This is a genomic window from Syntrophales bacterium (genome assembly GCA_030018935.1).
GTDB lineage: Bacteria > Desulfobacterota > Syntrophia > Syntrophales > CG2-30-49-12 > CG2-30-49-12.
Map to the genome: position 1 here is coordinate 15,924 of JASEGZ010000012.1, position 26,096 is coordinate 42,019.

19 protein-coding genes are annotated in these 26,096 nt (G+C 48.9%); 13 read left to right on the plus strand and 6 right to left on the minus strand.

Annotated features, from left to right (window positions below):
• Window positions 1-305 precede the first annotated feature (305 nt).
• Together recC and QMD03_03870 are read left to right on the plus strand one after the other, a co-directional pair.
• A complete protein-coding gene (gene recC, locus QMD03_03865; GenBank protein ID MDI6776368.1) occupies window positions 306-3,599 on the plus strand; it encodes an exodeoxyribonuclease V subunit gamma in 3,294 nt (1,097 codons plus the stop codon).
• A gap of 140 nt (window positions 3,600-3,739) precedes the next feature.
• Entirely contained in the window at window positions 3,740-5,389 is a 1,650-nt protein-coding gene (locus QMD03_03870; protein MDI6776369.1) for a hypothetical protein, read from the plus strand.
• Window positions 5,390-5,457: 68 nt separating this feature from the next.
• On the opposite strand, the gene QMD03_03875 is transcribed toward QMD03_03870, so the two are convergent.
• The 5 genes from QMD03_03875 to bioA form a co-directional block, all read right to left on the minus strand.
• Complete coding sequence (locus tag QMD03_03875; GenBank protein ID MDI6776370.1) at window positions 5,458-6,168, minus strand: FAD-binding oxidoreductase; 711 nt, start codon at window positions 6,166-6,168, stop codon at window positions 5,458-5,460.
• Between the two features lie 53 nt (window positions 6,169-6,221).
• Entirely contained in the window at window positions 6,222-7,367 is a 1,146-nt protein-coding gene (locus QMD03_03880) for an acyl-CoA dehydrogenase family protein (protein ID MDI6776371.1), read from the minus strand.
• Window positions 7,368-7,527: 160 nt separating this feature from the next.
• Window positions 7,528-12,825 (minus strand): DUF6079 family protein, encoded by a 5,298-nt coding sequence (locus QMD03_03885; GenBank protein MDI6776372.1) that lies wholly within the window; start codon window positions 12,823-12,825, stop codon window positions 7,528-7,530.
• Entirely contained in the window at window positions 12,825-13,829 is a 1,005-nt protein-coding gene (locus QMD03_03890) for a tetratricopeptide repeat protein (protein ID MDI6776373.1), read from the minus strand. The genes QMD03_03885 and QMD03_03890 overlap by 1 nt, the downstream gene beginning before the upstream one ends.
• A gap of 164 nt (window positions 13,830-13,993) precedes the next feature.
• On the minus strand, window positions 13,994-15,364 hold the full coding sequence (gene bioA / locus QMD03_03895; GenBank protein ID MDI6776374.1) for an adenosylmethionine--8-amino-7-oxononanoate transaminase: 1,371 nt from the start codon (window positions 15,362-15,364) through the stop codon (window positions 13,994-13,996).
• A gap of 735 nt (window positions 15,365-16,099) precedes the next feature.
• Here bioA and QMD03_03900 point away from each other — a divergent pair.
• The 8 genes from QMD03_03900 (at window position 16,100) to QMD03_03935 (ending at window position 20,717) form a co-directional block, all read left to right on the plus strand.
• Window positions 16,100-16,333, plus strand: coding sequence for a type II toxin-antitoxin system MqsA family antitoxin (locus tag QMD03_03900; protein MDI6776375.1), 234 nt, complete (start codon window positions 16,100-16,102; stop codon window positions 16,331-16,333).
• Window positions 16,334-16,483: 150 nt separating this feature from the next.
• Entirely contained in the window at window positions 16,484-16,726 is a 243-nt protein-coding gene (locus tag QMD03_03905; protein ID MDI6776376.1) for a DUF433 domain-containing protein, read from the plus strand.
• The gene (locus QMD03_03910; protein ID MDI6776377.1) at window positions 16,723-17,130 is read left to right on the plus strand and encodes a DUF5615 family PIN-like protein; all 408 of its coding nucleotides are present in this window, start codon (window positions 16,723-16,725) and stop codon (window positions 17,128-17,130) included. The genes QMD03_03905 and QMD03_03910 overlap by 4 nt, the downstream gene beginning before the upstream one ends.
• A 91-nt stretch (window positions 17,131-17,221) precedes the next feature.
• Window positions 17,222-17,431 carry a hypothetical protein gene (locus tag QMD03_03915; GenBank protein MDI6776378.1) on the plus strand — a complete coding sequence of 70 codons (210 nt, stop codon included), beginning with the start codon at window positions 17,222-17,224 and terminating at the stop codon, window positions 17,429-17,431.
• 117 nt (window positions 17,432-17,548) lie between these two features.
• The gene (locus tag QMD03_03920; protein MDI6776379.1) at window positions 17,549-17,767 is read left to right on the plus strand and encodes a hypothetical protein; all 219 of its coding nucleotides are present in this window, start codon (window positions 17,549-17,551) and stop codon (window positions 17,765-17,767) included.
• A 185-nt stretch (window positions 17,768-17,952) separates the two neighbouring features.
• Complete coding sequence (locus tag QMD03_03925) at window positions 17,953-18,177, plus strand: hypothetical protein (protein MDI6776380.1); 225 nt, start codon at window positions 17,953-17,955, stop codon at window positions 18,175-18,177.
• Between the two features lie 70 nt (window positions 18,178-18,247).
• Complete coding sequence (locus QMD03_03930) at window positions 18,248-19,087, plus strand: amidohydrolase family protein (protein MDI6776381.1); 840 nt, start codon at window positions 18,248-18,250, stop codon at window positions 19,085-19,087.
• A gap of 85 nt (window positions 19,088-19,172) precedes the next feature.
• On the plus strand, window positions 19,173-20,717 hold the full coding sequence (locus QMD03_03935) for an ATP-binding protein (GenBank protein MDI6776382.1): 1,545 nt from the start codon (window positions 19,173-19,175) through the stop codon (window positions 20,715-20,717).
• Here the strand turns inward: QMD03_03935 and QMD03_03940 are convergent.
• Entirely contained in the window at window positions 20,645-22,012 is a 1,368-nt protein-coding gene (locus QMD03_03940) for a sigma-54 dependent transcriptional regulator (protein ID MDI6776383.1), read from the minus strand. The two genes, QMD03_03935 and QMD03_03940, sit on opposite strands and share 73 nt — an antisense overlap.
• Before the next feature lie 208 nt (window positions 22,013-22,220).
• Between QMD03_03940 and QMD03_03945 the strand changes: the two genes are divergently transcribed.
• From QMD03_03945 to QMD03_03955, 3 genes are all read left to right on the plus strand, one after another.
• Window positions 22,221-23,192, plus strand: a complete 972-nt coding sequence (locus tag QMD03_03945; protein ID MDI6776384.1) for an NHL repeat-containing protein — start codon at window positions 22,221-22,223, stop codon at window positions 23,190-23,192.
• A gap of 179 nt (window positions 23,193-23,371) precedes the next feature.
• Window positions 23,372-23,755 carry a hypothetical protein gene (locus tag QMD03_03950; protein MDI6776385.1) on the plus strand — a complete coding sequence of 128 codons (384 nt, stop codon included), beginning with the start codon at window positions 23,372-23,374 and terminating at the stop codon, window positions 23,753-23,755.
• 162 nt (window positions 23,756-23,917) lie between these two features.
• Window positions 23,918-25,597 carry a hypothetical protein gene (locus QMD03_03955; GenBank protein MDI6776386.1) on the plus strand — a complete coding sequence of 560 codons (1,680 nt, stop codon included), beginning with the start codon at window positions 23,918-23,920 and terminating at the stop codon, window positions 25,595-25,597.
• Window positions 25,598-26,096 lie beyond the last annotated feature (499 nt).

Consider the following 26,096-nt stretch of genomic DNA (forward strand, 5'->3'; position numbering starts at 1 on the left):
ATTGACGAATGTTTCCGTAACGGCTATATATATAAAAAATGTTCCCCCATTACCACCAATTAATGCTTTTATACGATATGAGACCTTTAAAAACTGAAAATTGGCTTCGTGAAGGGCGAATCAAAGATTTTTTCGGGGAGGGGGGCTCTGCCATCGCAGCGAAGCGCCCGCCAGGGCAACTGTTTGAAGGCGAAGCCTGAGTTTTGCCCTAACAGCGAAACTAAATGATGCATAATCGTCAAAAGATTTTGAGCCCTTGTGAAGTCAATTTTCAAAGGTCTCGATATGAAAAGATGGAAATGCCAATGGCGGGTTTAAGACTTTTTATCAGCAACCGCCTGGAGATGCTGGCGGAAAAACTGGCTGAGACTCTCAGGATACCCCTTTCATCTCCCTTTGAGAAAGAAGTGATTGTGGTTCAGAGCAAAGGAATGGAGCGCTGGATTTCCCTGGAACTTGCCCGGCATCATGGTGTCTGTGCGAATTACAGATTTCCCTTTCCCAGAACAGCGGTGAATGAAATCTTTAGCGCCGTCATTCCGGAATTTCGGGAGGATTCGTCCTTTGTACCCGAGATTATGAGATGGAAAGTGATGAAGCTCCTCCCCTCCTGTATCACGAAGCAGGGTTTTGAAAACCTCAAGAATTATCTCGAAGGTGACGGGACAAATCTGAAGCGATTCCAGCTTGCAGAGCGGATTGCTGCTGTCTTTGATCAGTATCTGATCTTTCGTCCGGAGATGATAATTGAATGGGAAAAGGGAAAGATTGGAAAAAACGATGAGCGCTGGCAGGCTGAACTCTGGCGAGAGCTGGTAAGTCCCAAAGAAGTCTCTCACCCTGCGGCACACAGAGAGTCCTTCCTCCAGAAGATTCAGGAATCATCCACGACAATAACGAATCTTCCTCAGCGGATTTCTCTCTTCGGCATATCATTTCTGCCCTATTTTCACCTAGAGATATTTGAGGAAATATCCCGGCACATTGAGGTCAACCTCTTCCTCATAAACCCTTCCCGTGAGTTCTGGGGGTATATCCGATCAGACCGGGAGATGGTCAGGAGATTAGAAAGGGGCAGAGCCGGGAAGGGGCAGGAAAAATTTTTCCCGGAAGAGTTATACCTCGAAAAGGGAAATAGCCTCCTGGCCTCCCTGGGAACGATGGGCCGGGGGTTTTTTGCCTTCATCTTAGACTTCCATGCCGAGGAAGAAGACCTCTTTTGGGAACCGGGGGAGGAGAACATTCTTACCTCCATCCAGTCCGATATTCTAAACCTCCGGGACAGGGGCCAGGAGGGAGACAATAAAACTACTATCGCCCCAAACGACAGATCAATACAGATACACTCCTGTCACAGTCCCATGCGTGAGGTCGAGGCGCTCTACGACAACCTCCTCGCGATGTTTGAGGAGGACCAACAACTGCTACCCGGAGATATCCTCGTCATGGCGCCGGATATTGAGACGTATGCCCCCTTTATCCAGGCGGTCTTCGACATGCCCGGGGAGGTCCCTTCGATGAGAGGCGAATCCCGGCGGATACCCTTCAGCATTGCTGACAGGAGTACCAGAAGAGAAAGCACGATAATTGACGCTTTTCTCGAAATCCTTGATCTCTACGGGAGCCGCTTCGGGGCATCGCAAGTCCTTTCAGTTCTTGAAATATCGTCGGTACGGGAAAAATTCGGCCTAGCGGAAGAGGATCTGGAACTGATACGGCGCTGGGTAGCAGAAATCAGGATACGGTGGGGTCTTGACGGGGAAAACCGCCGTCAGATGGGACTCCCTGAGTTTTCGGAAAACACATGGAGAGCCGGTCTAAATCGGCTCCTCCTCGGCTATGCCATGCCCGGAAAGAACGAGCATCTGTTCAACGGAATCCTCCCTTACGATCATATTGAGGGGAGTGAGACCCTTGTTCTGGGAAAGTTCATCGCATATACGGATCAGCTCTTTTATCATGTCACCTCACTCGGCCGCTCGCGTACCCTCGACGAATGGTCGCAAACCCTTACCGGCCTCCTCAACAGCTTCTTCCTCACCGATGAAACGACAGAAAGAGAAATGCAGGTGCTACGGGGGGCCATCCGGAATCTCGCGGATCAACAGGTGGTGTCTGGTTTCGATGAGGTGGTGGGAGTGGAAGTCATCAAGTCGCACCTGAGAAATCATGTGGAAAAAGAGGGTTTTGGCTTTGGTTTCATGACCGGTGGCGTCCAATTCTGCACCATGCTTCCCATGCGGAGCATACCCTTCAAGATAATCTACCTTCTCGGGATGAATAACGAAGATTATCCACGACGGTCAAAGGCCCTCGGATTTGATTTAATGGCAAGATATCCCAGACCAGGGGATCGGTCACGACGAATGGACGACCGTTACCTCTTCCTCGAAGCGATTCTCTCCGCCAGAAAGAGGTTAGTGGTAAGTTACATCGGACAGAGTATTGAAGACAACAGCCTCATCCCGCCGTCCGTCCTAATAAGTGAACTTCTCGATTACATTGAACAGGGCTTTGCACTGCCCGGGGAGAAGATTTCGGACTATCTGGTAACGATGCATCGCCTCCAGGCCTTCAACCCGGAATATTTCAGAGGGAATGACAAACTGTTCAGCTATTCCGATGAGAACTTCAGGGCAGCCCGCTGCTGCCTGGAACCACGTGAGGAAACAACAAAATTCATCACCACAAAGCTTTCTGAACCCTCTGAAGAATGGAAGACCGTTGAGGTGGTTAATTTAGTCAACTTCTTCAGAAACCCGGTCAGATTTTTCCTGAAAAGACGTTTGCAAATGAGCCTTGAGGAGGAGTACTCGACCCTCCTCGAGGAACGGGAATCTTTTGATGTAAAGGGCCTCGAAAAATACACCCTTGAACAAATCCTTGTGGAAAAAGGGCTTTCCGAAAGTGCAATGAGGGGAGGGGACTTATTCCCCATCATTAGGGCATCAGGACAACTTCCCCACGGTAAAGTTGGCGAATACCGCTACAACAGCCTGACCGAGGGGGTACGTGAATTTGTCAACAGGGTACAACGATACCTTGCGGGAGGCAGGCTTTGCCCTCTCGATGTCAATCTGAATATTGCCAGATTCAAGCTGAGGGGACAGATAGACTCCATCTTTGCTGACGGGTTGATCCACTGGCGCTATGGAAAGTTAAATGTCAGAGATCACCTGAGGATATGGATCCATCACTTAGTTCTGAGCAGTATGGCGCCCCGGGAATATCCCCTGCGAAGTATCCTCCTGGGACAGGATGGGGCATGGGAGTATGCACCGGTGGAAAAATATAAAGAAACACTTGAAGTTCTCATGCATAAGTACTGGGATGGATTGTCAAATCCTCTCAAATTTTTCCCTGAGACCTCCTGGGCGTATGCCTGGCAGATCTTCAAAAGGGGGAAAAACCGAGAGGATGGGATGCGTTCTGCAAGAAAGGTCTGGATGGGTTCCGCAGATGAACGCGGGAAACCAGGCGAATGCGAGGATCCCGGTTACCAGGTTTGCTTTGGGAAGACCAATCCTATTGATGCAGAATTTCAACAGTTAGCAGAAGAGATTTTCGGAACACTCTTTATGTACCAGGAGAAACTCTGAGGTTTCTCTGCACAGTTAAAGGTCACCATTTACTGTTCACTTAAGGAGTTACTATGGGCAGGAGATTTTACATTACAACCATTATCATATCCATTCTAACCTTACTAATGGTAAACCGTCTCTCGGGTCAGGGGGATTTAATGGCTAAAATCAGAGAGATGAGAAGAGGTGATCTCATTGATTTAGCCCGGGCAGACATTAAAGAAAGTATTCCCCCACCGGTGTTGCTGGTTACACCCAGAGAAATAGATTTAGGTACCGTTGGTCCCGGTGAGAGTGCAAAGGGTTCGTTTACCCTGAAAAATATTGGTTCGGGAATTTTGCCCTGGTCAGCCCGTGGACCAGAGGGATGGTCTTTACGGGAAAAAGAAGAACTATCAGGCACTCTAAGAGATGTTCCCGATTTTCTTTGGATTCATCTCAAATCTCTAAGCAACCTTGAGGAAATGAGGACTGATACTAAGAATTCACTCTATCCAATCCAGTTAACCCTGGAAGCGAACAATGATTTCATCACTTGCAGGAGAGATCTGCCACTGGGAACCCACAGAGAGACAATTAAGACGATTTCAACCGGTGGGACAAGGAATGTTTTTCTCACCTTTACGGTGGTTAAGGAAAAAAATGCTCCTCTGATGGAAGTAAAGCCTACCAGATTAGACTTCGGGATTGTCGGACAGGGTGAACAGGTCACCAGGAACATCAAGATAACTAATAAGGGGCGGGACAACCTCAAATGGAAGGCAACTATCCAGGAAGATCGTAACATGGAACTGAGGGGAACACCAAAGCCGGGACGATATGTATCCTTCTTGAATGAGGAAATTAAGGGAACGGGAATTTTCTATACAATAACAGGCCGTCTGAAGGATATCGTGAGCATCTCCGGCAGATTGTTGGAGGAAAACGGTTATCCTTCTCTTTATAACAGGAATGATACACTGAGATACAAATTTTCGGGGACGGATATCGCCGTATTATTCTGGAAGAATCCGGACGGCGGAAATTTAATGGCCTATATAGACAATAAATTTATGAATATGGATGATTGTTATGCCGAACAGAAAGAGTCAGTGGAGTTTCCCATTGCCGATGGCCTGCCGGATGGCCCTCACATCCTGACTCTCGTTAATAGTGACGGCCATGTCACCATTGAGGGGGTAAAAATTTATAAAAGGAACATAATGAAGGGAACCCCCGGATGGATAAAGGTGCTTCCCAATACCGGGATGACAAGCAAAGAAACGGACTATCTCAGCATTCTCATAAACGCGCAACAACTGGATCCTGGCTACTACGGCGAGAATATCGCTATCAGTTCCGATGGGGGAGAAGCCGTTGTTGAAGTATCACTTGAAGTATCGGCGGATAATATACCGAGAATATTAGATGTTTATCGCTATGCAAAAGGCTTTTACTATCTGTACACGACCAACCCACAGGCCGAGGCCGAGAGAATCAGAGTCGGCGGATACAAGAAACAGGGGATAGCCTTTAGACTATTCAGCAGCGGGACACCGGGAACCACCGAATTCTACAGATGGTATAACCCCCAGAAAGGGGATTACTTTTATTCTTACGAGCAAAGCGGAGGGGGCAAGTCTCTGAAAGGCTATTTTTTTGAGGGAACCATAGGGAACATAGCAACTTCCAGGCTCACCAATACGAGAGAATTGTACCGCTGGTTCAATCCATCTACAGGCTGTCACTTTTATACCACCGATCCCAAAGGGGAAGGAAATACAAAAAAGGGCTATCGCTTTGAGGGGATAGCCGGCTATGTGAGATGAAACATTCATGTCGCATGGCGACACAAAGAACAATGAAAAAGGTTAAAAGAAGATCTTCCCCGGGTTCATTATCCCATTCGGGTCACAGAGTTGAAGTTCACCAGTACGGCGGTAAAATGCAGAGGAAGGGGGGCGAGACGGAGGGTTATCTGGGTGATTACTCCGAGGGTCCCCTCTGACCCGGTGAAGAGGCGGCACAGGTCATAGCCTGAAGAGCTCTTAACGGCATTGGAACCAACACTGATTATTTCTCCCGTGGGAAGGACAACCTCCAACCTCATTACATAGTCCTTTGTCGCCCCGTACTTAAGGGTCTGGATACCGCTGGCGTTATTGGCAACCATCCCCCCGATGGTGGCTCCCGCACCGGGATCAGGGGGAAAGAAAAGCCCCTTTTTGGCAAATTTTTTGTTTAGCTCCTTATATACCACCCCTGGTTCAACTACTACCTGGAAATCCCCCTCCCTTTCTTCGAGGATCCTGTTCATTTCCTGCATATCCAGGACAATACCACCCATACACGGCATGGGATTCCCTTCCAGGCTTGTCCCCGCCCCCCAGGGGGTAACGGGCATCCTTTTTTCATTCGCCACCTTGAGGATCCCGCTTATCTCTTTGCTGGAGCTGGGAAAGATGACGACCTCCGGTCTGCATCTCTTATGAAATGACTCATCCCTGGAATGGAGTTCTATTACGGATTCTCCCGCAGAAACCCTTTCAGGGGCAACAATGGATTTAAAAAGAGATACTTCCTGTGCAGTAACCCTTCCGTAGGCCATATTCACATCCCTCTGTCTCGCATACACTCAAAATTCAGGATTGGTTTTATTTCCTAAGACCTCTTCAGTAAAAAACGGGCAATATTCAGGCGTTGAATCTCGCCTGTCCCCTCCAGGAACAGGCAGGAGATCGCGTCTCGCATCCTCCTTTCCTGGGGATAGTCCTTCATATACCCGTAGCCTCCCAGGATCTTAACCGCATCGAGGGTAACATTCACACTTACATCCACAGCAAGACATTTTGCCATGGAGGATAAACCTTCAACATCCGGCATACCCTGATCTGACATAAAAGCAACTCTGTACACCAATGATCGAGCTGCCTCCAGTTGCATCGCCATATCGGCTATTTTGAATTGTATACCCTGAAATGCAGCGATAGGTTTTCCAAACTGAACCCTCTGTTTTGCATATTCTATGGCATAGTCCAGCGCTCCCTGAGCAATTCCAAGGGCATGACTGCCTACCGTCAGACGGGTCAGATTGATTGCATCGAGGGCTATCTTTAAACCCTCTCCTTCTTTCCCCAGTAAATTCTCTATTGGTATTTGCGCATCTTCCAGAACAAGCTCCGAAGCCGGCACCCCCCTTGATCCCATCTTTTCTTCTGTTTTTCCGATGTTAAACCCGGGGGTATCTTTTTCTAAAACGAAGGCGGATACGCCGCCCTTTAGGCCTTTTGCCGGATCGGTCATGGCAAAAAGGGGAAGGAGATCAGCCACTCCCCCGCAGGAGATAAAACACTTAGTGCCATTTAATATATACGTATCCCCGCGCCGGACCGCCCTTGTTTTCATCGCCCCCACATCGGAACCTGCCCCCGGTTCAGTGAGAGCAAAGGCGGTGATCTGGTCTCCCTTCGCCAGTCTCTGGAAAAATCTGTCCCTCTGGTTTTCATTTCCCCCCCAGGAAATAATCTTAATGTTTGACCCTTGAATACATACCAGATTAGAAGATGTGGTACAAAACCTTGCCAACTCTTCTGAAACCATACAGAGGGTCGTGGTATCGGCTTCTATCCCTCCGTACTTTTCCGGCAACGGCAGTTGAAGGATGCCGTTATCTCCGAGAATCTTCACAATATCCCAGGGAAATTCCCCGCTTTTATCCACTTCAGCGGCCCGCGGCCCGAGCTTCTCCACCCCCAATTTCCTGACCGTTTCCCTTATCATCCTCTGTTCTTCTGTAAATTCAAACATTTCTCCCCCTTGACATATCCATGCTAATTAAAAGAAAGGCAATCCCCACCTGGCACCTGTGACAACTCCACTTCTCCTCCCCATCTCTGACTCAAATTTCGAGTCACTTATACCCTTTCCCCCTTTTCCCTCAGGCTGATAGCCGATGACTTACGTTCTCTCACGTCTTTAGAATTGCCACCATGGGAACTATTACCTCCCACGGGCTTGCCCCGCCGTGGAGGTATCGGGGCTCCTCCTTGCCCTTCCTGAATCCCGGGTTTTCTAAGAAACCATGGTCGGAGAAGAGGAAGATGAGGGAACCTCTGGGGATTCTGTCCAGATAGTTTTTCACGGAGACTTCTATGTTTACACATATCTCTCTAAAGAGTGTGATAAGGTCATCCTTTGATTGGTGGAGTTTATTGTCTATAAAGCCGAATTTCACTATCTTTACATCTTTTTCTAATTCGATCTCTTCATAAGCGTCGGCAAGGGAAGACCCCGCATCCCTGATATTGCTGTATGAGGCCCTTCTCTCAGAGACCAGATCTAACATGGCGGTAGAGGCAAGTAGAGACCCAATCTGAATCTCTGTTGTCGTGGGAAGGAGCGCCCAGAGGGGTATCTCTTCCAGTATTCTGTAATTGAGGGATTTAGTGATAAAGGTATTCTCTTTAATGTACTCCCACAGGTCCCACCGCATTCCATCGAGGAGGATGAAGTATCCCCTGCCCTTCCCCAGTGAGTCTTTGAACCTCTGAAAGAGAGTATCAGGGATATCTCTGATGTGGAGAGGATGCTTCCCCCTTTTTTCCTTCTTTTCCTCCATGGCTTCCCCCAGGGGAAGATAGAACTTTTCAAAGGCGCCTCCCCACCTTAAGGAGATATCTTTCAGTGCCTTTTTCTTCCGCTGGAGGTTTACATCATCCAGCAGCCCCAGTTGATTCAAGGAGTGAGAGGTACAATGGTAATCGTAAAAGATACCCCAGAGGGAAGAGCGGTAGGCATCCTCCCAGAAGAGAAAATCTCCATCTTCCCGGGGCATACCGGAAAGATTCCTCAGGGAGGTCTCCAGGCCGATGAGATGTCTCAATGTCTGGAAAATTTCCTCTTTTTTCATCCTCTTGGGACTTTTGGTCTCCCTCTGGCGAAGGATAAGATCTTCCATCACCTTCCTCCCTATCCTGGATGGTTCCCTCTCCACCCTTTTGATGAGGTCTCTCAGCGCCCGGACCGCCAGAGAGGGGAAGACCACCTCCTTTTCGAGGAACCTTAAGTAATCCAGTGGTTCTCTTTTATCAATAAGCCCGAAGAGGGCAAGGTCTTTCTTTTTCTCCTGCAAAAACTTCTCTGCATCCTCTAACAAGCCGCCGGCCTCTTCCTCCCTGTTGACCATGACACATTCCGCCGCCTGACAGAGGAGTTCGTGGTGGGATGCTATCTCCCTTGCAATCCTTGCCATCTCGCCGGCTTCTCTCCCCAGGACGCTGCCGATGAAGGGGAGAAGCTCTTTCTCCTCTGTCTCCTGGGTCTTTCCCCAGAGGGAGAGGAAGAGAACGCAATTAAACTCCCGCTCACCCAATTCTTTAAAGAGACCGGTAAGCTCCGGATACCTCTCCTGAATAACCTCCCAAAGGGCGGGAAATGAAGAGGGGTAGCCGGCAGCCCTTAGAGGGCCCCTTTTTGCACTCGTAACCCTGATGTAGGTCTCTTCCCTGAGATCCTCCCCACCCTGGAGCCATTCAAGAAAGATATTAAAAAGCCTCTCCTTAAGAAAACTCCTTTCCACCGTATTCTCATAGAACTCATCTATATCCCTCGAGACCATGATCACCTTTCCAGAAAAGGCATCGTTGATGGCCCTGATGGAATCACCACCTGAGAGATTCTCCAACTCCTTCAGAGATGCCTCAGGGTTATCTGTCAGCCGGGATATAGGAAAATCGAGTAAGCGGTTTATCTTCTCTGCCACCCCGGCCTTTCCGGTCTCCTTTAAACCCGCGGCATACGAGACAAGTCTTTCCCTGTTCGCCCCCTCCTTAAATGCCAGGAGGTACTCTCTTATCCCCTGATCAATGGTGGATTCGATGGCATGGAGTCCCGGTAGTTCCCGCCTGTCTCCGAGGTGAAATCCACACCCGCATATCGGCCTCCTGTGAAGGCCCTCCATGGTGAAATCTGAACATCTCGTGGAAAAAACCTCCGCCAGCATCCTTTCTACCTTTACCCTGTCGTTCTTTACCGAGACGTATTCCACCCTCGAGAAATTAGAGAGAATCGTGTATCTCAGGGATTCTTTCACCCTGCTGTAGGGGTGAATCCCTTCCGGTGAGGTGGCCCTCTGGTGTTCCTTTTGATACTGCAGGACATACCCCTGAAGGAAGTTATGGAAAAGCCTCCCTAAATTTTCCATATAACCTTCTTCCAGATACGGGCAACGGGCAATGAGATATTCTCTTATATCGGAGAGTTGAAGTCTGATGGTTTCGTATTCCTTTCCCTCAGGTATCGCCAGCTCCGTGTGGTTGACGTAACTATACATGAACAGATATCGCTCCAGATCATCCGTGAAAAAACTCTTGGCGGCCTCAAACCTAAAAAAGCTCTTCCCTATAAAGGGGTGGTTCCTGCTCTCCCTTAAAAACCTCTCTATCCCTTCCCTGGGCGGATATGAAGTCTTAACCTCCTCAAAGAGGAGCCTCAGGTCGTCCAGGTTCTTCTTCAGTCCTATTAGGTCAAAGCTTGCCAGGGCCTTATATTCTGAAGCCCGGCCGATTTTTTCCTGGAGATTTTCGATCTCTTCTATCATCCCCCCCTTCATCGCCACAAGCTCCCCCCATAGTTCCCTCTGGGTGAGAAGGTTAAGCTCCCTGTTTTTGTACTTCTTAGGGATAAAGGGGAGTGAGACCAGCTCTTTCTGATACTCCAGGGGAAGGACCTCACCCTTCGATACCTCGTCTATCTTTTGGAGGTTGTAGATACCGATCTCCTCCGGGTTCTTCCTCTTTCCCCCGGCATAGGGGATAATATGGCCGGAGAAGATCAGGGTAAGGGTCAGGAGTTCAAACTGGATTCGGGAGAGCCCCAGATCCCCCTTCCTGAGCCTCCGGTAGATATCTTCGAGGGGGCGCCTCCCTTCCCCGGATACCTCGACCAGTTCCCGGAACCTCTCCACCGGGACACTCTTGGAAGGGTCAACAACAACCTCAAAGCCCTTGGGAGTGCCCTTTGCCACCTTCATCGGAAGGAGAAACCCCTCCACTATCCTCTTAAGCCCGTGGCGGCCCCCCTTATCTATAACTATCTCTCCCTTCTTCAGAAAGTCCTCCACCACCTCCTCGAGTTGATCCCTTGTAGTAAAGGAGGTATAGGGGGCTATCTCTGTATGCCTGGGGTACCTTGCCTCCAGCAGAGATTCGGCAAAGCTGGCCAGAAGATCCTGAAGTGCATTAAATTTCAGGGATTCCCGGAGATGTTCCTCACCAGAGGGGATGGAAAAGAGGGTCCCCGTCTGGTATGCCTCCAGGAATCTCTCCTTTACCAGCCTCTTTTCATGAGAGAGGAGTCCCTGGATGAATGCACTGATCTCCTTACCCCTTTCCGTGGCATCTTCCCTGTATTTCTCCAGGAGGAGGAGGTGGGCAAGGGCCTCCTTGAGCGCCTCTTTTTCGGGGGTCTGGGGAAGCCAGAAGAGGCAATAGAAGGCGTTCTTTTCCCTGAGATGGGGCAGGATGACATTCTGAAGATGCGATCTCTCATCATCCAGACGATGGGTAGTTCCGGTAACGACGGCAAAATCGGCTTCCGTCTCCTGAAGCTCCCGGATCATCTCCTCCAACCGCTCAGGCGTTATTCTGTCTATCTGTTCCAGGAGAAAGATCCCCTCCCTCGGGGTGGACTGCCAGAGAAGTTTTACCTTCGTTTTTTCAGATACTTGATACTCTTTGAGGGGAAGGCGGGGGTCATCCAACAACTCTTTTAGTTTCGTGAAGAGCCTCAGATCATCCTCAAAGAATGACCCCACCATATACTCTGTAGATCTCCTGACGAGGAGACTTATATCCGCTTCCAGGCTGATGTAGAAGTGATCGGCAAGGGGGTCGGCTCCTCTCTCCACCGAGATGTATGCCCCTTCTCTGAGAAGCCTTTCCGCAATATCCCTGACGTAGTGGTAATTTATCGAGGACTCCAGTTCCGTTATCCTGTGCAGCAGCATCTCCGCTATATCCCTGATGGTTCTCTTCTTCTTAACAGGAGAGATGGCCATCAGGATCAGGACCTTCAGTACTCTGAAGGCGAGGTCTAAGTCTTCCCTGTTGGTAAAGATATTCCCCATCTCATCTTCGTAATACTTATAGACCACCTCGGTGAAGGGATTGAGTTCAACCCTCTCTTTTATCCTCACCCGGAAGTGATCAAATATCCGCTCCGGGGTGAGGAGGTGATCACAGGATAGATGGAGCATTCCTTCAATATTCCGGCCCGGGTCCCCCTTGAGCTGGTAATGGATAAAATCAACGACACCCCGGTGCTGTGAAAAGATGGGTTTCAGATTGTCGAGGAAGGATACGGTGGCGGGATGTACCGGGTATAAGGAGAGAAACCTCTCCTCTGTGATCCCGAGATGGGGGAAGTACTTCTTAAATGTGCGGTAGAGCCCGGAGATTCCCTCCCTTTTCGCGGCCTTTATCCTGATGAGCCTTCTTCCGATCAACTCTTCTATGTGGGTACCGGTAAGAAAAAGCCTTAGAGGGTAACGGTCTTTGATCTTGTTGAATGCCTCCTGGGTGGTCTCACCGGTATCCTCGATGCTCTCCTGGAGGGTGGCAATAACCCACATCGGCAACGATGAGGCCCTCTCGCCCAGGTATTGAAGGAAGCGGATGTCCTCATTGAAACTCCTGCTTTCAGGCTTTGATCTCAAGAACTCGGATAACTCATCTATCAGGAGAATAAGGCCGGGTGCTCCGTTGACCTTGAGTTTCTCCTCGATCTTTCCGTAAAACTCCTTCCTCTCAGGGATTCCCTCTTCCGGGTCAAAGGGGGGATGGTTGTATCTCCTCTGGTAGGAGCTGATGATTGACCTCGCGATGATTTCTTCCAGGTTGGTCCTGCTGCTGTATTCCACCAGGGATACCTCTGTCGTGAGATATCCTCTGGGGCAGAGGACCTCATATAACCCCGTTAAATCCGGTTCCTGGGCGAGGAGGGGCTGCCATGCCTCACGGTAGTTAAAAAGGAGGCTGATAATCGTGAGGAAGTGGGACTTACCCGTACCAAAATTCCCCTCAAGGAAGACACCTCCCCCCTCCCCCTCCCTGATCTTACCCATGATGGCCTTAAGGTTGGCATGGGCCTCCGAGGTAAGGATAAAGTCCTCCGCCAGTTTCGTCTTTAAGTTCTGATCATAGATATCAGAGAGCTGGATTACGGTTTTAACCTCAGGAAGATCTATTATATCCCTTAGAGACTCCATTACCCTTCCCTCTTCTCAAGTTCCTTTTCGGTCTTTTTCAGAAGTCCCCAGAGGGATTTCTCCCCGGGGTGCCTCTCTATGGCCTTCTTTAAGACCCTCTTGAACTCCTCCCAGTGCCCCCCTTTCTTAACGGCAGCTACAAGGGAAGACCTGATGTAAAAGTCCTTCGGTTCCTCTGTGAATGGGCCCGCGAGGGTTTCCACTACCTTTGACGGCATATCGAGTTTTGCATAGCAGTAACCGAGGTGGCTGAGGATGAAGCTATTATTGGGAGAGAGCGCGAGGGCCTTCTCAAATTCAGCTATTGCCTCTCCATACTTACCTGCCCTCTTGAGATTTAAACCGATCTCGGAATGGAGATGGGGGTTATTGGCAGCGGTGGATACCTTCATCATAGCCTTCATTTCCCTTTCGACCTCCGCAGGTTCCCTGTTCTTTGACCTCAACCTCAAAAGCTCCTTGTAAATGAAGGCATCCCCAGGGGCGAGATCGTGGATCCTCTGGTAGACATTGGCCGCCTCCTGGTACTCTCCTTCCCTTTCCAGTATCTGAGCCCTGTACCTGAGGATGATAACATTGGCAGGGTTCTCTATTAACTCCTCCCTGATGAGGTCTCTGGCCTCATCAAACCTTTCAAGGCCGATCAATGTTTTAATGACCCTGGAGGTTACGTATCCTGTCCTCTTTATCCGAGATGCCGCCTCAAAATGCTCGAGGGCATTACCGTATTCCCTCTTATCCAGATAGATCTCTCCCATCACTTTATGGGCATTCATGTTAGTAGGCACCTTTTTTAGGGCATCTAATACCAGGGTCTTTGCCTCTTCTAATTTTCCATCAAGACGCAGGCAGTCTGCAAGCTCTATGGTAAGAAGGGGCTCATGAGGGAAATCCTCCATAGCCCTTGTCAGTTCTTCCATGGCCTCCTTCAGATTCTTTCCCTTCTTCAGGTTACCTACGATCCTGAGTTTTGTCCTTAGGTATTGATCCTCGTCTCTTCCCATATTTACAGCCTCTACCATCTCCTTTCAGAAAAATCAAGATTATTGGGAGGTTAAGATAAGGAGATATAGATCTTCCTACCCTGGGGAAATAGGTAATTGAAAAATGCAAAATGAAACCCATTATGACGATGGGAAAATAAGGGGGAAATAGGGGACGTCCATTTCTATTTTTCTGTAACCGCACGAATTGATTCGTAGGTAATCTCACAGAGCCTGTCAATTTCATCCGTGGTAACACAAAGTGGAGGCATAAGAACAATCACATCACCGAGGGGTCTGATGATAAGGCCGCGCCTTCTTGCCTCTAATATCACCTGATGACCGGTTTTGACCTTAAGGGGGAAGGGTTCCTTTGACTCCTTCTCGGCCACCAGTTCTATACCGACCATGAATCCACACTGTCGTACCTCCCCCACATGAGCAAGGAAGGCAAACGGTTGCAACCTCTTTTTGAAATGTTCGATCTTCCCCTGAAGCCTGACGATGATACGTTCCTCTTCAAAAACCTCGAGATTGGCAATGGCCGCAGTGCAGGCCAGAGGGTTTCCCGTGTAGGTGTGTCCATGAAAGAAGGTTTTAAGCTTTTCGTATTCACCAAGGAATCCCTCATAAATTTTCTCGCTCGTAAGCGTGGCCGCCAGGGGGAGGTAACCTCCTGAAATACCCTTGGCAAGGGCCATGATGTCAGGAACCACTCCCTCATGCTCGCAGGCAAACATCTTTCCCGTTTTACCAAACCCTACGGCAACCTCATCGGCAATCATAATGATGTTGTATCTTGTGCAAAGCTCCCTGACCTTCTTTAAGTAGTTAGGGGGCTGGACCAACATCCCCGCTGCCCCCTGAACCAGAGGCTCAATTACCATGGCTGCCACCTCGTGTGCATGGGATTTCATAAGTTCTTCCATCTGGTTTAAGCATGCAAAATCACAGGAAGGATACGATTTTCCAAAGGTGCAGCGATAACAGTACGGTGATTCAGCCTTGAACGATTCAAAGAGTAGCGTTTTATAAGTGGCGTGAAAGAGATCAATACCCCCGACACTTACCGCACCAATGGTGTCTCCGTGATACGCATTCTTCAGGGAAATAAATTTCGTCTTACGGGGATCTCCCTCCGGGGCCTGCTGTTGATACTGGAAGGCCATCTTAAGGGCTACCTCAACAGCAGTGGAACCATTGTCGGAATAAAATACCCTGGTCAGTCCTTTCGGTGCAATCGCTATCAGTTTTTTAGCGCATCCGATGGCAGGAATATTGGACAGTCCCAGCAGAGTTGAATGGGCAATCCTTTCCAGTTGTTTTTTAATAGCACGATCCAGCTTTTCCTTTCTGTGCCCGTGTACATTTGTCCAGAGAGAGGAAACTCCATCTAAATACTCATTCCCGTAAACATCCTTTAAGATACATCCTCTCCCCTCTTCAATGATGAGCGGTTTTTCCCTTATGTAATCCTGCATCTGGGTAAAGGGGCGCCAGATATATTTCTTATCGTCCATCTCCAATTGTTTATTCCGCTCTTCAATCGTTTCCATTTTGCACGTCCTTAATTTCCCCCTAAAGAAACGCCCCCCTGTCTTGCGGCCATTGCTATCAAAGGGGAGAATCATTGTCAAACATAATTTAAATCTCCTCTGCACAGAACCGATCAGAAGGCTTTTTTACTGAATTGATTGCAATTTTGTGCACAATGAGCTAAAACTTTTCCCACAAAGGTTGTCGCTTCTCCTCTCGTGGCATTCCGAACTTAAGGATTTCGCATTAAAAGTTAAGCCTGACAAAAAAGGGGGGTGATGAGTAATAAACTTTGTCAAAGGTAAGGGTTTCTGGCTATTCAGCCAGATTTGGGATATACGAAACAGGTTCGTTTATACCCCCAAAATTGGGGGGATAGACGAAGTAAGTGCATCAACAACGAAGTTAGCCGCTCAATGGTCACCAAAGTAATATGACAAGAGCAAAGATATAGAAACAGAGGGGGTTAGAGTTAAAATAGACAGAGGAGAGTATCGATTTTCCGATCATGCTTTGAAAAGAATGATCAAACGGTCTATTGATCGAATTGAAATCGAGGAAGCAGTTTTATCAGGAGAGATTATCGAAGAATATCCCGATGACAAGTATTCTCCGAGTTGTCTCATTTATGGAAAGACTAAAGCTGGTAGAAATCTTCATGTTCAAGTTTCACTCCCTCCGTCAGTTATCGTTATTACAGCATATGAACCGGATGAGACTGAATGGATAGATTATAGAATTAGGAGGAAAAAGGGATGAAATGTGTTTTTTGTGGCGGTGAAACAAAGCCCATGTTGGTGACTTTTAGCTATGAAGAGGGAAACAGGTATTTTTTTGTGGAGCATGTCCCGGCTGAGGTTTGCGCTCGCTGCGGAGAAAAGACCTATTCTCCTGATGTTACCGATGAGTTATTGGAATTTGCAAAAAACAAATTTAAGCCTGTTAAAAAACTGGAAGTCCCTGTATTTGATTTTGCTGAAAGTTGTTGATGTTGGCGACCATCGGCGCATAACACAGGCCAAAAGACTACCATCCAAATGCTTCGCACTTCTTTTGGCCTTGAACGTTAGCCGCCATTGTCGTTAAACCCTAGACTCAGAAGTGTAGTTAGACAAGCATAGGAAGGAGGAAAGACAAAGATGAATCCGCTTTTGCAACGTATTTCCGTTAACCCAAATGTTTGCTTTGGCAAACCTTGCATTCGTGGCACACGAATATGGGTGTCGCTACTTCTTGATTTCTTAGCAAACGGGATGAGCATTGAGGCGATTCTTGCAGAATATCCTCATCTGACGGAGGAGGATATTCGGGCTGCCATTGCTTACGGAGCGGAAATGGCCCGAGAGCGATATGTTGAGATCCCTGTCGAGGCAACAGGATGAAGTTCAAACTCGATGAGAACCTTGGAACCAGAACTCAGCATCTTTTTCTTGAGACAGGACATGATATTCAAACAATCCGTGACGAAAATCTACAAGGATGTTCAGACCAGCATATCTATGAAGTGTGTTGTGCTGAACAACGTTGTCTGGTGACTCTGGACTTGGATTTTTCGGATGTGACGTGTTTCCCACCAGCTCAAGCGAACGGTATAGTTGTCATTCGAGTTCCCCGTAATCCAAGTCTTGCTTTGTTGGAACAACTGGTCCGTCAGTTTCTGCAAACACTTACCCAAATGCCGGTAGAGAAAAAGCTGTGGATTGTCGAAATTGCTCGAATTCGTGTGCGTCAATTAGAAGATGACGAAGAGTCAGGGGTTAAAGAAAAGGCAGACAACGGCGGCTAACACCGGCCAAAAGGTAGACATGCAAATGCTTCGCACTTCTTTTAGCCTTAAACGTTAGCCAAAATAGCAAACCGGAAGGGGGAAAATTCTTATGAAAACACTCTCTGGAACATACAAAGGGAAGCGGGTTGTCGAATTGTTCGAGGACATCGACCTTCCCAAAGACATAGGGGTACTGGTCGTAATTCCGGAAGAAGATGATGAAAGGGAATTACGCAACCAGCTTCAGATCGCTGCAGAAGGTGTCTTCGCAAAACTTTGGGATACCAAGGAGGACGAGGTGTGGAATGAGTATTTATAGGCAACGAGACATTGTCCTAGTACCCTTCCCGTTCTCTGACCTTTCTATGCAGAAGGTCCGCCCTGTCCTTATTCTGTCGAACGATGCGTATAACCAGCAATCGTCCGATATTGTGGTTTGTGGCCTGACACCAATCTCAGACCAGCACCTTATTCGATCATTGTTGATGTCGCAGATGTTGAACAGCCAGGAACACTGAGACATAAGAGCAGGATTAAGGCCGATGCGATTGCTTCGCTGGAGCAGTCGATCATCGTCAAACAGATTGCTCGCCTGAAACTCTCGGTCTTCAGGAAGATTGTCACAGAGATCGAAGATTTGATCAAGACGTCTTGAACTTCGATCACCACGCCAACGAGGCTATCAGTGGAACACCAAATATGAGAAAAAGGTGGCTTGCTACTTCGGCTAACACTGTGTATGCGGTTCGCTATTACTCACCCGCATTGCCCTCCAGACAACTTCGCATACACCGAAGACGTTATGTACCACTTCCCATTAATAAAGAAAGGAGGCATACAATGACACGGGAAAATATCAGCATCATTGTTGTGGTTATAGGAACGATTTTTATGGCCCTGTCCGTGGATACTGACTCTTTTCTTCGTGATGGTATAAAGAAACTCTGTAGAGAGCTAAAAGACGAAGGTGTAATGACCCCCGCTAAAAGTCTGGTTCGCAAATGGCCGTACTGGGGAGGTCTCTTTCTCATTGGTCTGGGAACAGCCCTTAAATGGGATTTTTAGTAATAAGTATAGGACATTAAAGGAGGAATTTTACCTGGATTTTAACAAGGTTGAGAAGAGGAGTACAGGTATGGTCATTGATGTCCATGTACACATCTGTCCTCCCGAGGTACGAAACGAAAGGGAGAGATTTCTCGATGGTGAGGCGGAGTTTGCCGCTCTATATAAAGGCCCGCAGTCCAGGCTTGCGGGCGCGGGAGAGGTCGTCGCCATGATGGACAGGGAGGGTGTTGATAAGGCCGTTGTCTTCGGTTTTCCCTGGGATCACGAGGAATTTTTAAGATTTAACAACGACTATGTGTTACAGGCCGCGGCCCGTTTTCAGGGGCGTCTTATCCCCTTCGTTTGCGTAAAAGCGGACCACCCCGGAGCATCCTCGGAAGTTGAACGATGCCTCGGATCAGGGGCCAGGGGAGTAGGCGAGCTGGCTTTTTATACGAACGGGTTGGATGAGGCAGCGGTAGAGGCATTAAAGCCTCTAACCGATATTTGTCATGAAGCACAATGTCCGATACTGTTGCACACCAATGAGCCTGTCGGCCACCACTATCCAGGCAAAAGCCCCATGACCCTTGCCCAACTCTACCGGCTCCTGAAAATATACGACAAAACCACCTGGATTTTGGCTCACCTGGGTGGTGGCCTGCCCTTCTACTGCTATATGAAGAAGGAAGTGCGGGAGGTAGTATCCAGGTGCTGGTTTGACACGGCGGCCCTCCCTTATCTGTACCGCCCTCAGGTATTGAAAGTTTTTGCGGATGCCATAGGGGCAGAGAAGCTGCTGTTCGGCTCAGACTTTCCCCTCATCCTCTTTTCAAGATATAAAAACGAATTCTTACAGGCCGGATTAAACCAGGAAGAACTGGAGATGATCCTGGGCAAGAATGCCCAATCATTATTATCAATATAGGGGTCGGGGGGTATAGGAGCCAGAATTTTCCCTTAATCCTGAATCCTGACTGAGTCGTTACGCGACAATTTGTAAGGGGTTTTATATGACCGTTCGTACTCGCCTGATGATCGTTACCATCCTCGGACTGGCCGTCACCATGGCCATCTGGGGTTGGATTCAGCTAAGGGCGCTGGATAATATATTGACTGACCAGCAGGTCAAGAGGCTCGATGATGTTGCAGAAACAGTCAGTACGTACTATCAACATTTTCCCACCCGTCGTGGTTTGTCAGTCCTGGACAGAACTTTAAAAGAACAGGTACAGATGGATATCCGTTTAGCCAGGATAGATATTTTTTCCGTTGTCAGTGACGATATCGAATATATCGCCGGCGCCAGCCGTGTTCACTATAACTGGTCCGAGACTTTAGTGGGTTCAGTTGCTGAGGAACTAAAAGCCCGGTATATTAAATTAAATATTGAGGGCGGTCCGGCGCTGGGCATGTTATATCCCGCACTCCTATCAGAGAAAGATAAGAAAAATCGAGTGGTCGTCGGCGTGATTGCCTTTTCTCAGTCCAGTACAGAGATCTTGAACAGAGCTCAGCGCCTTCTCATGCTCAGTAGCGCAGGGCTTTTATTTTTCATTTTGCTCGTTTTGTTCATAAGTTACGGCTGGATTATCGGACATCCCCTGAGAAGCATCATTAGTGCAATTGATGAATTCCAGACAGGAAAGTATGACAGGCGGATTCGCCTGGCCCGGAGGGATGAATGGGGACAACTGGCGGATCATTTCAATTCAATGGCCGATAAAATTGAACAGGTGCTTGCCCGGGATCAGGAACTTAACCTCTCCCTGGAAGAGAGGGTACAGGAAGCCACTCATAATGTTGTACAGTTGCAAAAGGAGGTCAACCAGCTCCAGCAGCTTACGGCGCTTGGATATTTAACGGCTACCCTGGCGCACGATCTTGGCACACCCCTTCATTCCATTGCCGGAATGGCGAGGCTCCTGTTAGAGGGCGATGAATGGCCTCCTGATGTAGGTCGTAAATTGGAACTTATTGTTCAGCAGACACAGCGGTTGGACACGGTGATCCAGAATGTACGCCGTGCCACGCGTCTGCCGGAACCGCATTTCGAAACCATCTCCATTTCCAAACTTTTAAATGAGACCCTGCCTCTCGTTGAACCCCTGACACAGAAGTCAGGTATCTGTCTCAGCGTGGATGTGGAGGTAGACACTCCCCTTCTCTACGTGGACCGGTATCGTTTCCAGATAGCCATGTTAAATCTTATCGAGAATGCAGTGGAAGCGCTGCCCCAGGAAGGAGAAATAACTGTTTCAGCCTCTGCCCTGCCAGGTGGCAGGTTCGTTGCCACCTCTGTTCAGGATAACGGTCCCGGTATCCCTTCCGAATTGATAGAAAAAGTCTGCGAGCCCTTTTTCAGTACTCATGCCGACGAAGGGATGCGCGGTCTGGGACTGGCCATAGTAGAGGGTATTGTCAAGGTACACGGCGGCCATCTTGAGATAAAGAGCCATCCCGATAAGGGTACAGAAGTTATTCTCTATTTTCCCGTCGTTGACGTCATGTCCGGGGAGGCGGCTCCTGACAACGTGTCCTCTTTGAGTAATCCGTAACGCTGGATTTTGGTTCGCAGCGTCTTGCGATCAATCCCCAGTAAGTGGGAAGTACGCGTTTGATTCCATGACGTTTTTTTTAATGTCTGAAGTATCTGCTCTCGTTCCGCTTCCTCAAGAGGCGTCAAATGTGGGTGTGTTGTCTCCCGTCCTGGACGGAATCTCTCTGGTAGATTTTCCGGGAAAATCACCGCAAAGGGTGACATCAACAGGGTTTGCTGGAGGACATTTTCCAGTTCACGGACGTTGCCGGGCCAGTCGTATGCCAGCATACGTTCCATGGCCTCATCGGAAATACGAATAGAAGTATAACCCCATTTTTTCAGAAGATACTCGACGAGTTGCGGCAAGTCTTCCTTGTGTTGCCTCAGCGGCGGCGCATGCAGCCGCACTACAAAGCGATAGAGCAAATCAGACCGGAAGCGGCCTTTTTTTATCTCCTCATCAACATCCCGATTCGCCGCGGCGACCACCCGGACAGCAACATGCCGCACCTCGTGACCGCCGAGTCGTCGCACCTCTCCGCTCTGCATGAAGCGTAAGAGCTTCCCCTGGAGGGCAGGGGACATCTCGGTGATTTCATCTAAAAAGAAGGTGCCTCCCTGGGCAGAGGCCAGCAAACCCTCATGGGAATGATCCGCCCCTGTAAAGGCGCCCTTTTCATAGCCGAATAGTTCCGATTCCAGCAGATTCTCAGGAATAGCGCCGCAGTTTACAATCACAAAGGGGCTTTCGCGGCGGGAACTCAGTTGGTGAAGGGCTCGAGCCGCCAGCTCTTTCCCCGTACCGCTCTCGCCTTCAATCAGGACGCTGGCCCAGACATTGGTTACCCGTGCGAGTTGCTTGTAAAATTCTACCATAACAGAGGAGGAACCGATAAAATGGGGTTCCTCTGCGGTTTTCGGCTGTCCTAGCATACGTCGCTGCCGCAGATCCCGCACCTCGAGGACCTTTTTTACCTTGGAGCGGATGGCCTCCGGTGAGAATGGTTTACTGATGTAATCCCAGGCGCCCAACCGCAGGGCTTCCATGGTGGTCTCCAGAGAACCATAGGCGGTCACCAGGATCACAGGCAGTTCCGGCCACCGTTCCTGAACCTGGCGGAGGAAATGAAGACCATCAATCTCCGGCATCCGGATATCGCTAATCAGAAGATTGTACGAAGACAACTCCTTTCCGAGGGCATCTTTGGCGGATGTACAGGCATCAACATCATATCCCGCACGCAACAGGGTCTCCTGTAAAACCTCGCAGGCCACAGAATCGTCATCAATTACGAGAATCCGGCAATGCATAGAGTCTTCCGTTACAGCTCCTCCTATGTTACATCGGATAAAAGCATTTTGATGGTAACAGATAACTCGAAGTCACGGAAAAGTCAAAGGGGGAAAACACCTTTTGAGATAAAATTACCTTGACAAAAATACCATAAATTGCTACGGGGAGAACCCGGACGGAAGCTTATTACATACAAAAACATTTTAAATCATTTCGTGAATATCCTTGAATAATAATTCCTTTTCCCAACAATCAGAGAGCAGCAAATTTACCAGAAGACTATTTCTCAAATGCGCTGGTTTTCTTGGTTTTTTTGCATGTACTTACACCACCTTCGGCTGGAAAAATGTCCTTGCCAAGCCTCTTCCCGGTTCCAGTAATGGTTTCACGAGAAATGGCCTTGGCGCTCCTTTTGGTATCTCCTTAGATTCAGCAGGTAACATATACGTGACAGATCCTGCCCGCTATCAGGTCCGTGTCTATGACGGAACCGGATCCTTCCGATATTCCTTCGGGCACCCGGGAAAGGCCAGGGGAAATCTGAATTATCCCAAGGGTATCGCCGTTGACGGACAGGACCGCATCTTCGTTGTTGATGCTAACAATGGAAGAGTTCAGGTCTTTGACAGGGAAGGTAAGGTTATTTACGTAATCGGCAGTCTCGGCGCCGCTGCGGGGTTTTTCTATACACCTCAAGGGATCGCCGTAGATCAGGAAGGGAAAGTATACATTGCAGATACCAGGAACCATAGAGTTCAGGTCTTCCGGGGCATGGCAGTCGAGATGGTCATCGGAAAATTGGGAGACAGGGAAGAGGAGTTCAGGTTGCCCACCGCGGTTGCAGTGAGTGAGGACGGAAGGATCTGGGTGGTTGACAGCAAGCATGGCAAGGTCAAGCTCTTTGATCGGCAGGGGAAGTTTCTCGGCAGCATCGGACGTCAGGGGAGCGGAAAAGGAGAATTTAACAATCCCCAGGGCATTGCCATGGATAAGGCAGGCAATCTTTATGTCTCAGATACGGGAAATAATCGTATTCAGAAGTTTACAAGAGATGGAAATTTCGTTGCATCCTACGGTAGAAAGGGGAGTAAAGAGGGAGAATTCAACAAGCCGGCGGGTATCTATGCCGGTGATACGAAAATATACGTAGCTGATACTTTTAACCGGCGGATTCAGATACTAAAGATTGTCTCTTAGTCCAGAGGAGAACTTTGAAAATTGTCTTCGCACGTGCTCAAAACATTCTTTCGACCATGCACCATCTCGCTTCGCTGCGATGGCATGGTACCCGAAAAAATCTTTGATTCGCCCGGAACGTCGCCAATTTTCAGTTTTTCAAAGGTCTCCATAAGAGCTTATCGAAAGGAATAAGCAAAATGGCTTATGGGTTCATGGAGTGGTTTACCCTCCTTTTTCTGATAGTTTTTTATTTCAGCATCGAGATCTACCAGGCACGGAGGCGGCAGGGGGGCAGGATTATCTCTTTTCATGATTCCCCTCTTCCCCTAAGAGAATTGCTGGGAGTCAGGGCGAGGGTTGAGCTGGAAAGCGGAGAGATCGTTGATGCGGATATCTCCGGTTGCAACCTTTGTATGGAAAGATTTGAGGTGGGGGACAGCGTGTATCTGTGCCGGGGAAAGGACGGATACGTAGTCAATCTCCCGTTATTGGCGGGAACCAGACGGAAGAAAGGTGGTTTCTGCGCTACTTCCCCTCGTAGGGAAGAAAAGACCATAAGCTCAAAAATGACAGCATCGTAAAAAGTAAATTTTCCCCTCCCCCGGCGGGAGGGGATTAAGGGGAGGGGGAAATAACATCTGGAAATACGGCCCATTATCACCCCCACCCTAACCCTCCCCCATCAAGGGGGAGGAGGTTTTGGACTTTTTACGAGTTCATCAAAAATAGACGGCAGATAAAAAATGGAAATTTTAGGCTACATTAACCTCGCCATCTTCATCACGGCTATGCTCCTGATGCTCTTCAGGAAACTTAACTTCCCCGTGCAGACAGTGCTTATCGCCGTTTCTCTGGTCTGTCTTGTTGTCGGCGCCGTATTCAGATCATTTACAGAAGGCTGGGTCGGGGTGATACTCTTGCCCAACGAAATGATCGGAGGGATCATCCTCCATCCGATAACGGCACTCCTGGCAGGTCTCTTCCTCGCCGGGGCATTGACCGCCTCCGGCGGATTCGGCGCGTTAAAGATACTTATAAACAAGCTCCGCAAAACCCCCATCGGTCTGGCCGGAACTCTGGTCATACTGATTCAGCTTCCCGTGATCGCCTCTTTGCCCTGTGGCAGGATTATAGGGGCCGCTCTCCTTCCCCTTCTTTTTGCCTTTGGCTTTGAAGGGGGGATGGGGTTGTTGACCAGGGCTCAGTTAATTGTCCTGATCGGTTCCTTCGCGAGGAACGCCTTTGGCTCATGTGGGCCGTCGCCAATTGGCGGTGTCGGCCAGATCGGGGAAGGATTTCTTGGCGCCTTTTTCCCCACCGCGGCAGAGGGAATTCTCCGGGCGCCGCAGGCATTTTCCCTGATGTTGGGCACGGCGATAACCGCCCTTTTTCTCAAGTTCATCTCCATGAAACTCTACCCGAACGATGTTTCCTTGAGAGACCTTCCGGAGGGAGGAATGGAAAAGAAGGAAGAAAGCGAGGCCAGGGGTTCCTTCCGGGGATATCTTTCTTTAATGATCTTTCTTGCCTCCTTGCTTATCAGTATCTTCCAGCCCTTCGGTAAGATGCCCGTACAAACCGTCCTTGTAGCCGGGGGGATCCTGATGATTATCCTCTGCCGGATCACGATCCGGGACCTGATGGGCGGCATTATCCTGCTGCCCGTTTCGGCGATGGCGGCAGGTTTTCTGGCCGCAGGAGCTCTGGCCGCTACCGGTGGATTCAACGCCCTGGGCAATATCCTGAAGGGCTTTTCCAATATCCCATTCCTCGGCATTGCCGGGATGCTGGCGATATTCGTGCAGATTCAAACCATTCTGCCCCTATCCTGCAGTCGTATATTGACCGCCGCTTTGGTCCCTGTGCTCTATCTCTTTGGGCCGGCGAAGTTCGATCTCATTACCTGGCCCCAACTGGCGATCGTAATGGCTGCCTACATGATAAACGCCACTACCTCCTGCGGGCCTTCCCCCCTGGGTGGAGCAGGGATGATGGCCGAGGGAACCATGCGCGCCGAAACCGGTTATATCAAGGGCGCCTTCACCTTCTCCTCCATGGCTGTCATGGCCCCTCTGGCGGCTATCTACATGAAATTTCTGACTCTCTCTTCCTTTCCCGTCTCCGGCTTACAATTTGAGAGAAATGTCTGGATGATCATAGGGTTTACCGTTATCATCTTTGCTGCTAACGCTGTTATGGTTAAATTTACCAATATCTTTCTGTCCGGTAATGTTAATAGAAACTGGTGGTATCAATTACTGGGCTTTGTGATCCCCGGGGCTATAGGAGGGGCGATCCTTGCTTTTTGTTTATACGAAACGGCTTTTCTTCCTATTATTCAGGGGACTATCGGCGGGATCATTGCTGCACTGCTGATCGGCCTGATGGTTCCAAAACGTCTCGGTCCGACGGAAACATTGTAGAAGTTGGAAGTTGGAAGTGCCTAAAATTGGAAGTTATTTAACTTTAGGCACTTTAGGCAATTCTAACTTTAGGCACTTTTAAAAAATTATGCTTACCTTTCTCACATTTACATTTGTAGGCGGTTTATCGGGGGCGATAATAGCTTTTGCCCTGGATATGAAGAGTCCCAAAGAAATCTTCCAGGGGGCGGTGGGGGGAATAATCGCCGGTTTCTTAATGTCTTTAATGCTACCCCATTAGTTAATCCCGAAAGTAAGTCTTTCCTTAATTCGGGAATTTGAAGACAAGATGGAGTTCAGGTAAAGGTAATGCAAAAAGAAAGGGAAATTTGGCTATTCAGCCAGAATTGGGATAAACGAAATGGTTCGTCTATAATCCCAAAACGGGACAAAAAGCGAAGTATTTCGCTTGTGAACAAGTTATACGCTCATTGCGGGCGGGAAAGGGGAATTACGGCAAATGGCAGAAAATAGAACAGTGCTATTTTTACATTTTTAC

What these genes read in the sequence shown, in the direction of transcription:
- QMD03_03870 (MDI6776369.1), top strand. Translation starts at nt 3,740, where the DNA reads ATGGCTAAAATCAGAGAGATGAGAAGAGGTGATCTCATTGATTTAGCC.
- bioA (MDI6776374.1), bottom strand. Translation starts at nt 15,364, where the DNA reads ATGGAAACGATTGAAGAGCGGAATAAACAATTGGAGATGGACGATAAG.
- QMD03_03950 (MDI6776385.1), top strand. Translation starts at nt 23,372, where the DNA reads ATGGCTTATGGGTTCATGGAGTGGTTTACCCTCCTTTTTCTGATAGTT.
- QMD03_03875 (MDI6776370.1), bottom strand. Translation starts at nt 6,168, where the DNA reads ATGGCCTACGGAAGGGTTACTGCACAGGAAGTATCTCTTTTTAAATCC.
- recC (MDI6776368.1), top strand. Translation starts at nt 306, where the DNA reads ATGGCGGGTTTAAGACTTTTTATCAGCAACCGCCTGGAGATGCTGGCG.
- QMD03_03910 (MDI6776377.1), top strand. Translation starts at nt 16,723, where the DNA reads ATGAAGTTCAAACTCGATGAGAACCTTGGAACCAGAACTCAGCATCTT.
- QMD03_03940 (MDI6776383.1), bottom strand. Translation starts at nt 22,012, where the DNA reads ATGCATTGCCGGATTCTCGTAATTGATGACGATTCTGTGGCCTGCGAG.
- QMD03_03900 (MDI6776375.1), top strand. Translation starts at nt 16,100, where the DNA reads ATGAAATGTGTTTTTTGTGGCGGTGAAACAAAGCCCATGTTGGTGACT.
- QMD03_03925 (MDI6776380.1), top strand. Translation starts at nt 17,953, where the DNA reads ATGACACGGGAAAATATCAGCATCATTGTTGTGGTTATAGGAACGATT.
- QMD03_03890 (MDI6776373.1), bottom strand. Translation starts at nt 13,829, where the DNA reads ATGGGAAGAGACGAGGATCAATACCTAAGGACAAAACTCAGGATCGTA.
- QMD03_03885 (MDI6776372.1), bottom strand. Translation starts at nt 12,825, where the DNA reads ATGGAGTCTCTAAGGGATATAATAGATCTTCCTGAGGTTAAAACCGTA.
- QMD03_03905 (MDI6776376.1), top strand. Translation starts at nt 16,484, where the DNA reads ATGAATCCGCTTTTGCAACGTATTTCCGTTAACCCAAATGTTTGCTTT.
- QMD03_03935 (MDI6776382.1), top strand. Translation starts at nt 19,173, where the DNA reads ATGACCGTTCGTACTCGCCTGATGATCGTTACCATCCTCGGACTGGCC.
- QMD03_03915 (MDI6776378.1), top strand. Translation starts at nt 17,222, where the DNA reads ATGAAAACACTCTCTGGAACATACAAAGGGAAGCGGGTTGTCGAATTG.
- QMD03_03880 (MDI6776371.1), bottom strand. Translation starts at nt 7,367, where the DNA reads ATGTTTGAATTTACAGAAGAACAGAGGATGATAAGGGAAACGGTCAGG.
- QMD03_03930 (MDI6776381.1), top strand. Translation starts at nt 18,248, where the DNA reads ATGGTCATTGATGTCCATGTACACATCTGTCCTCCCGAGGTACGAAAC.
- QMD03_03955 (MDI6776386.1), top strand. Translation starts at nt 23,918, where the DNA reads ATGGAAATTTTAGGCTACATTAACCTCGCCATCTTCATCACGGCTATG.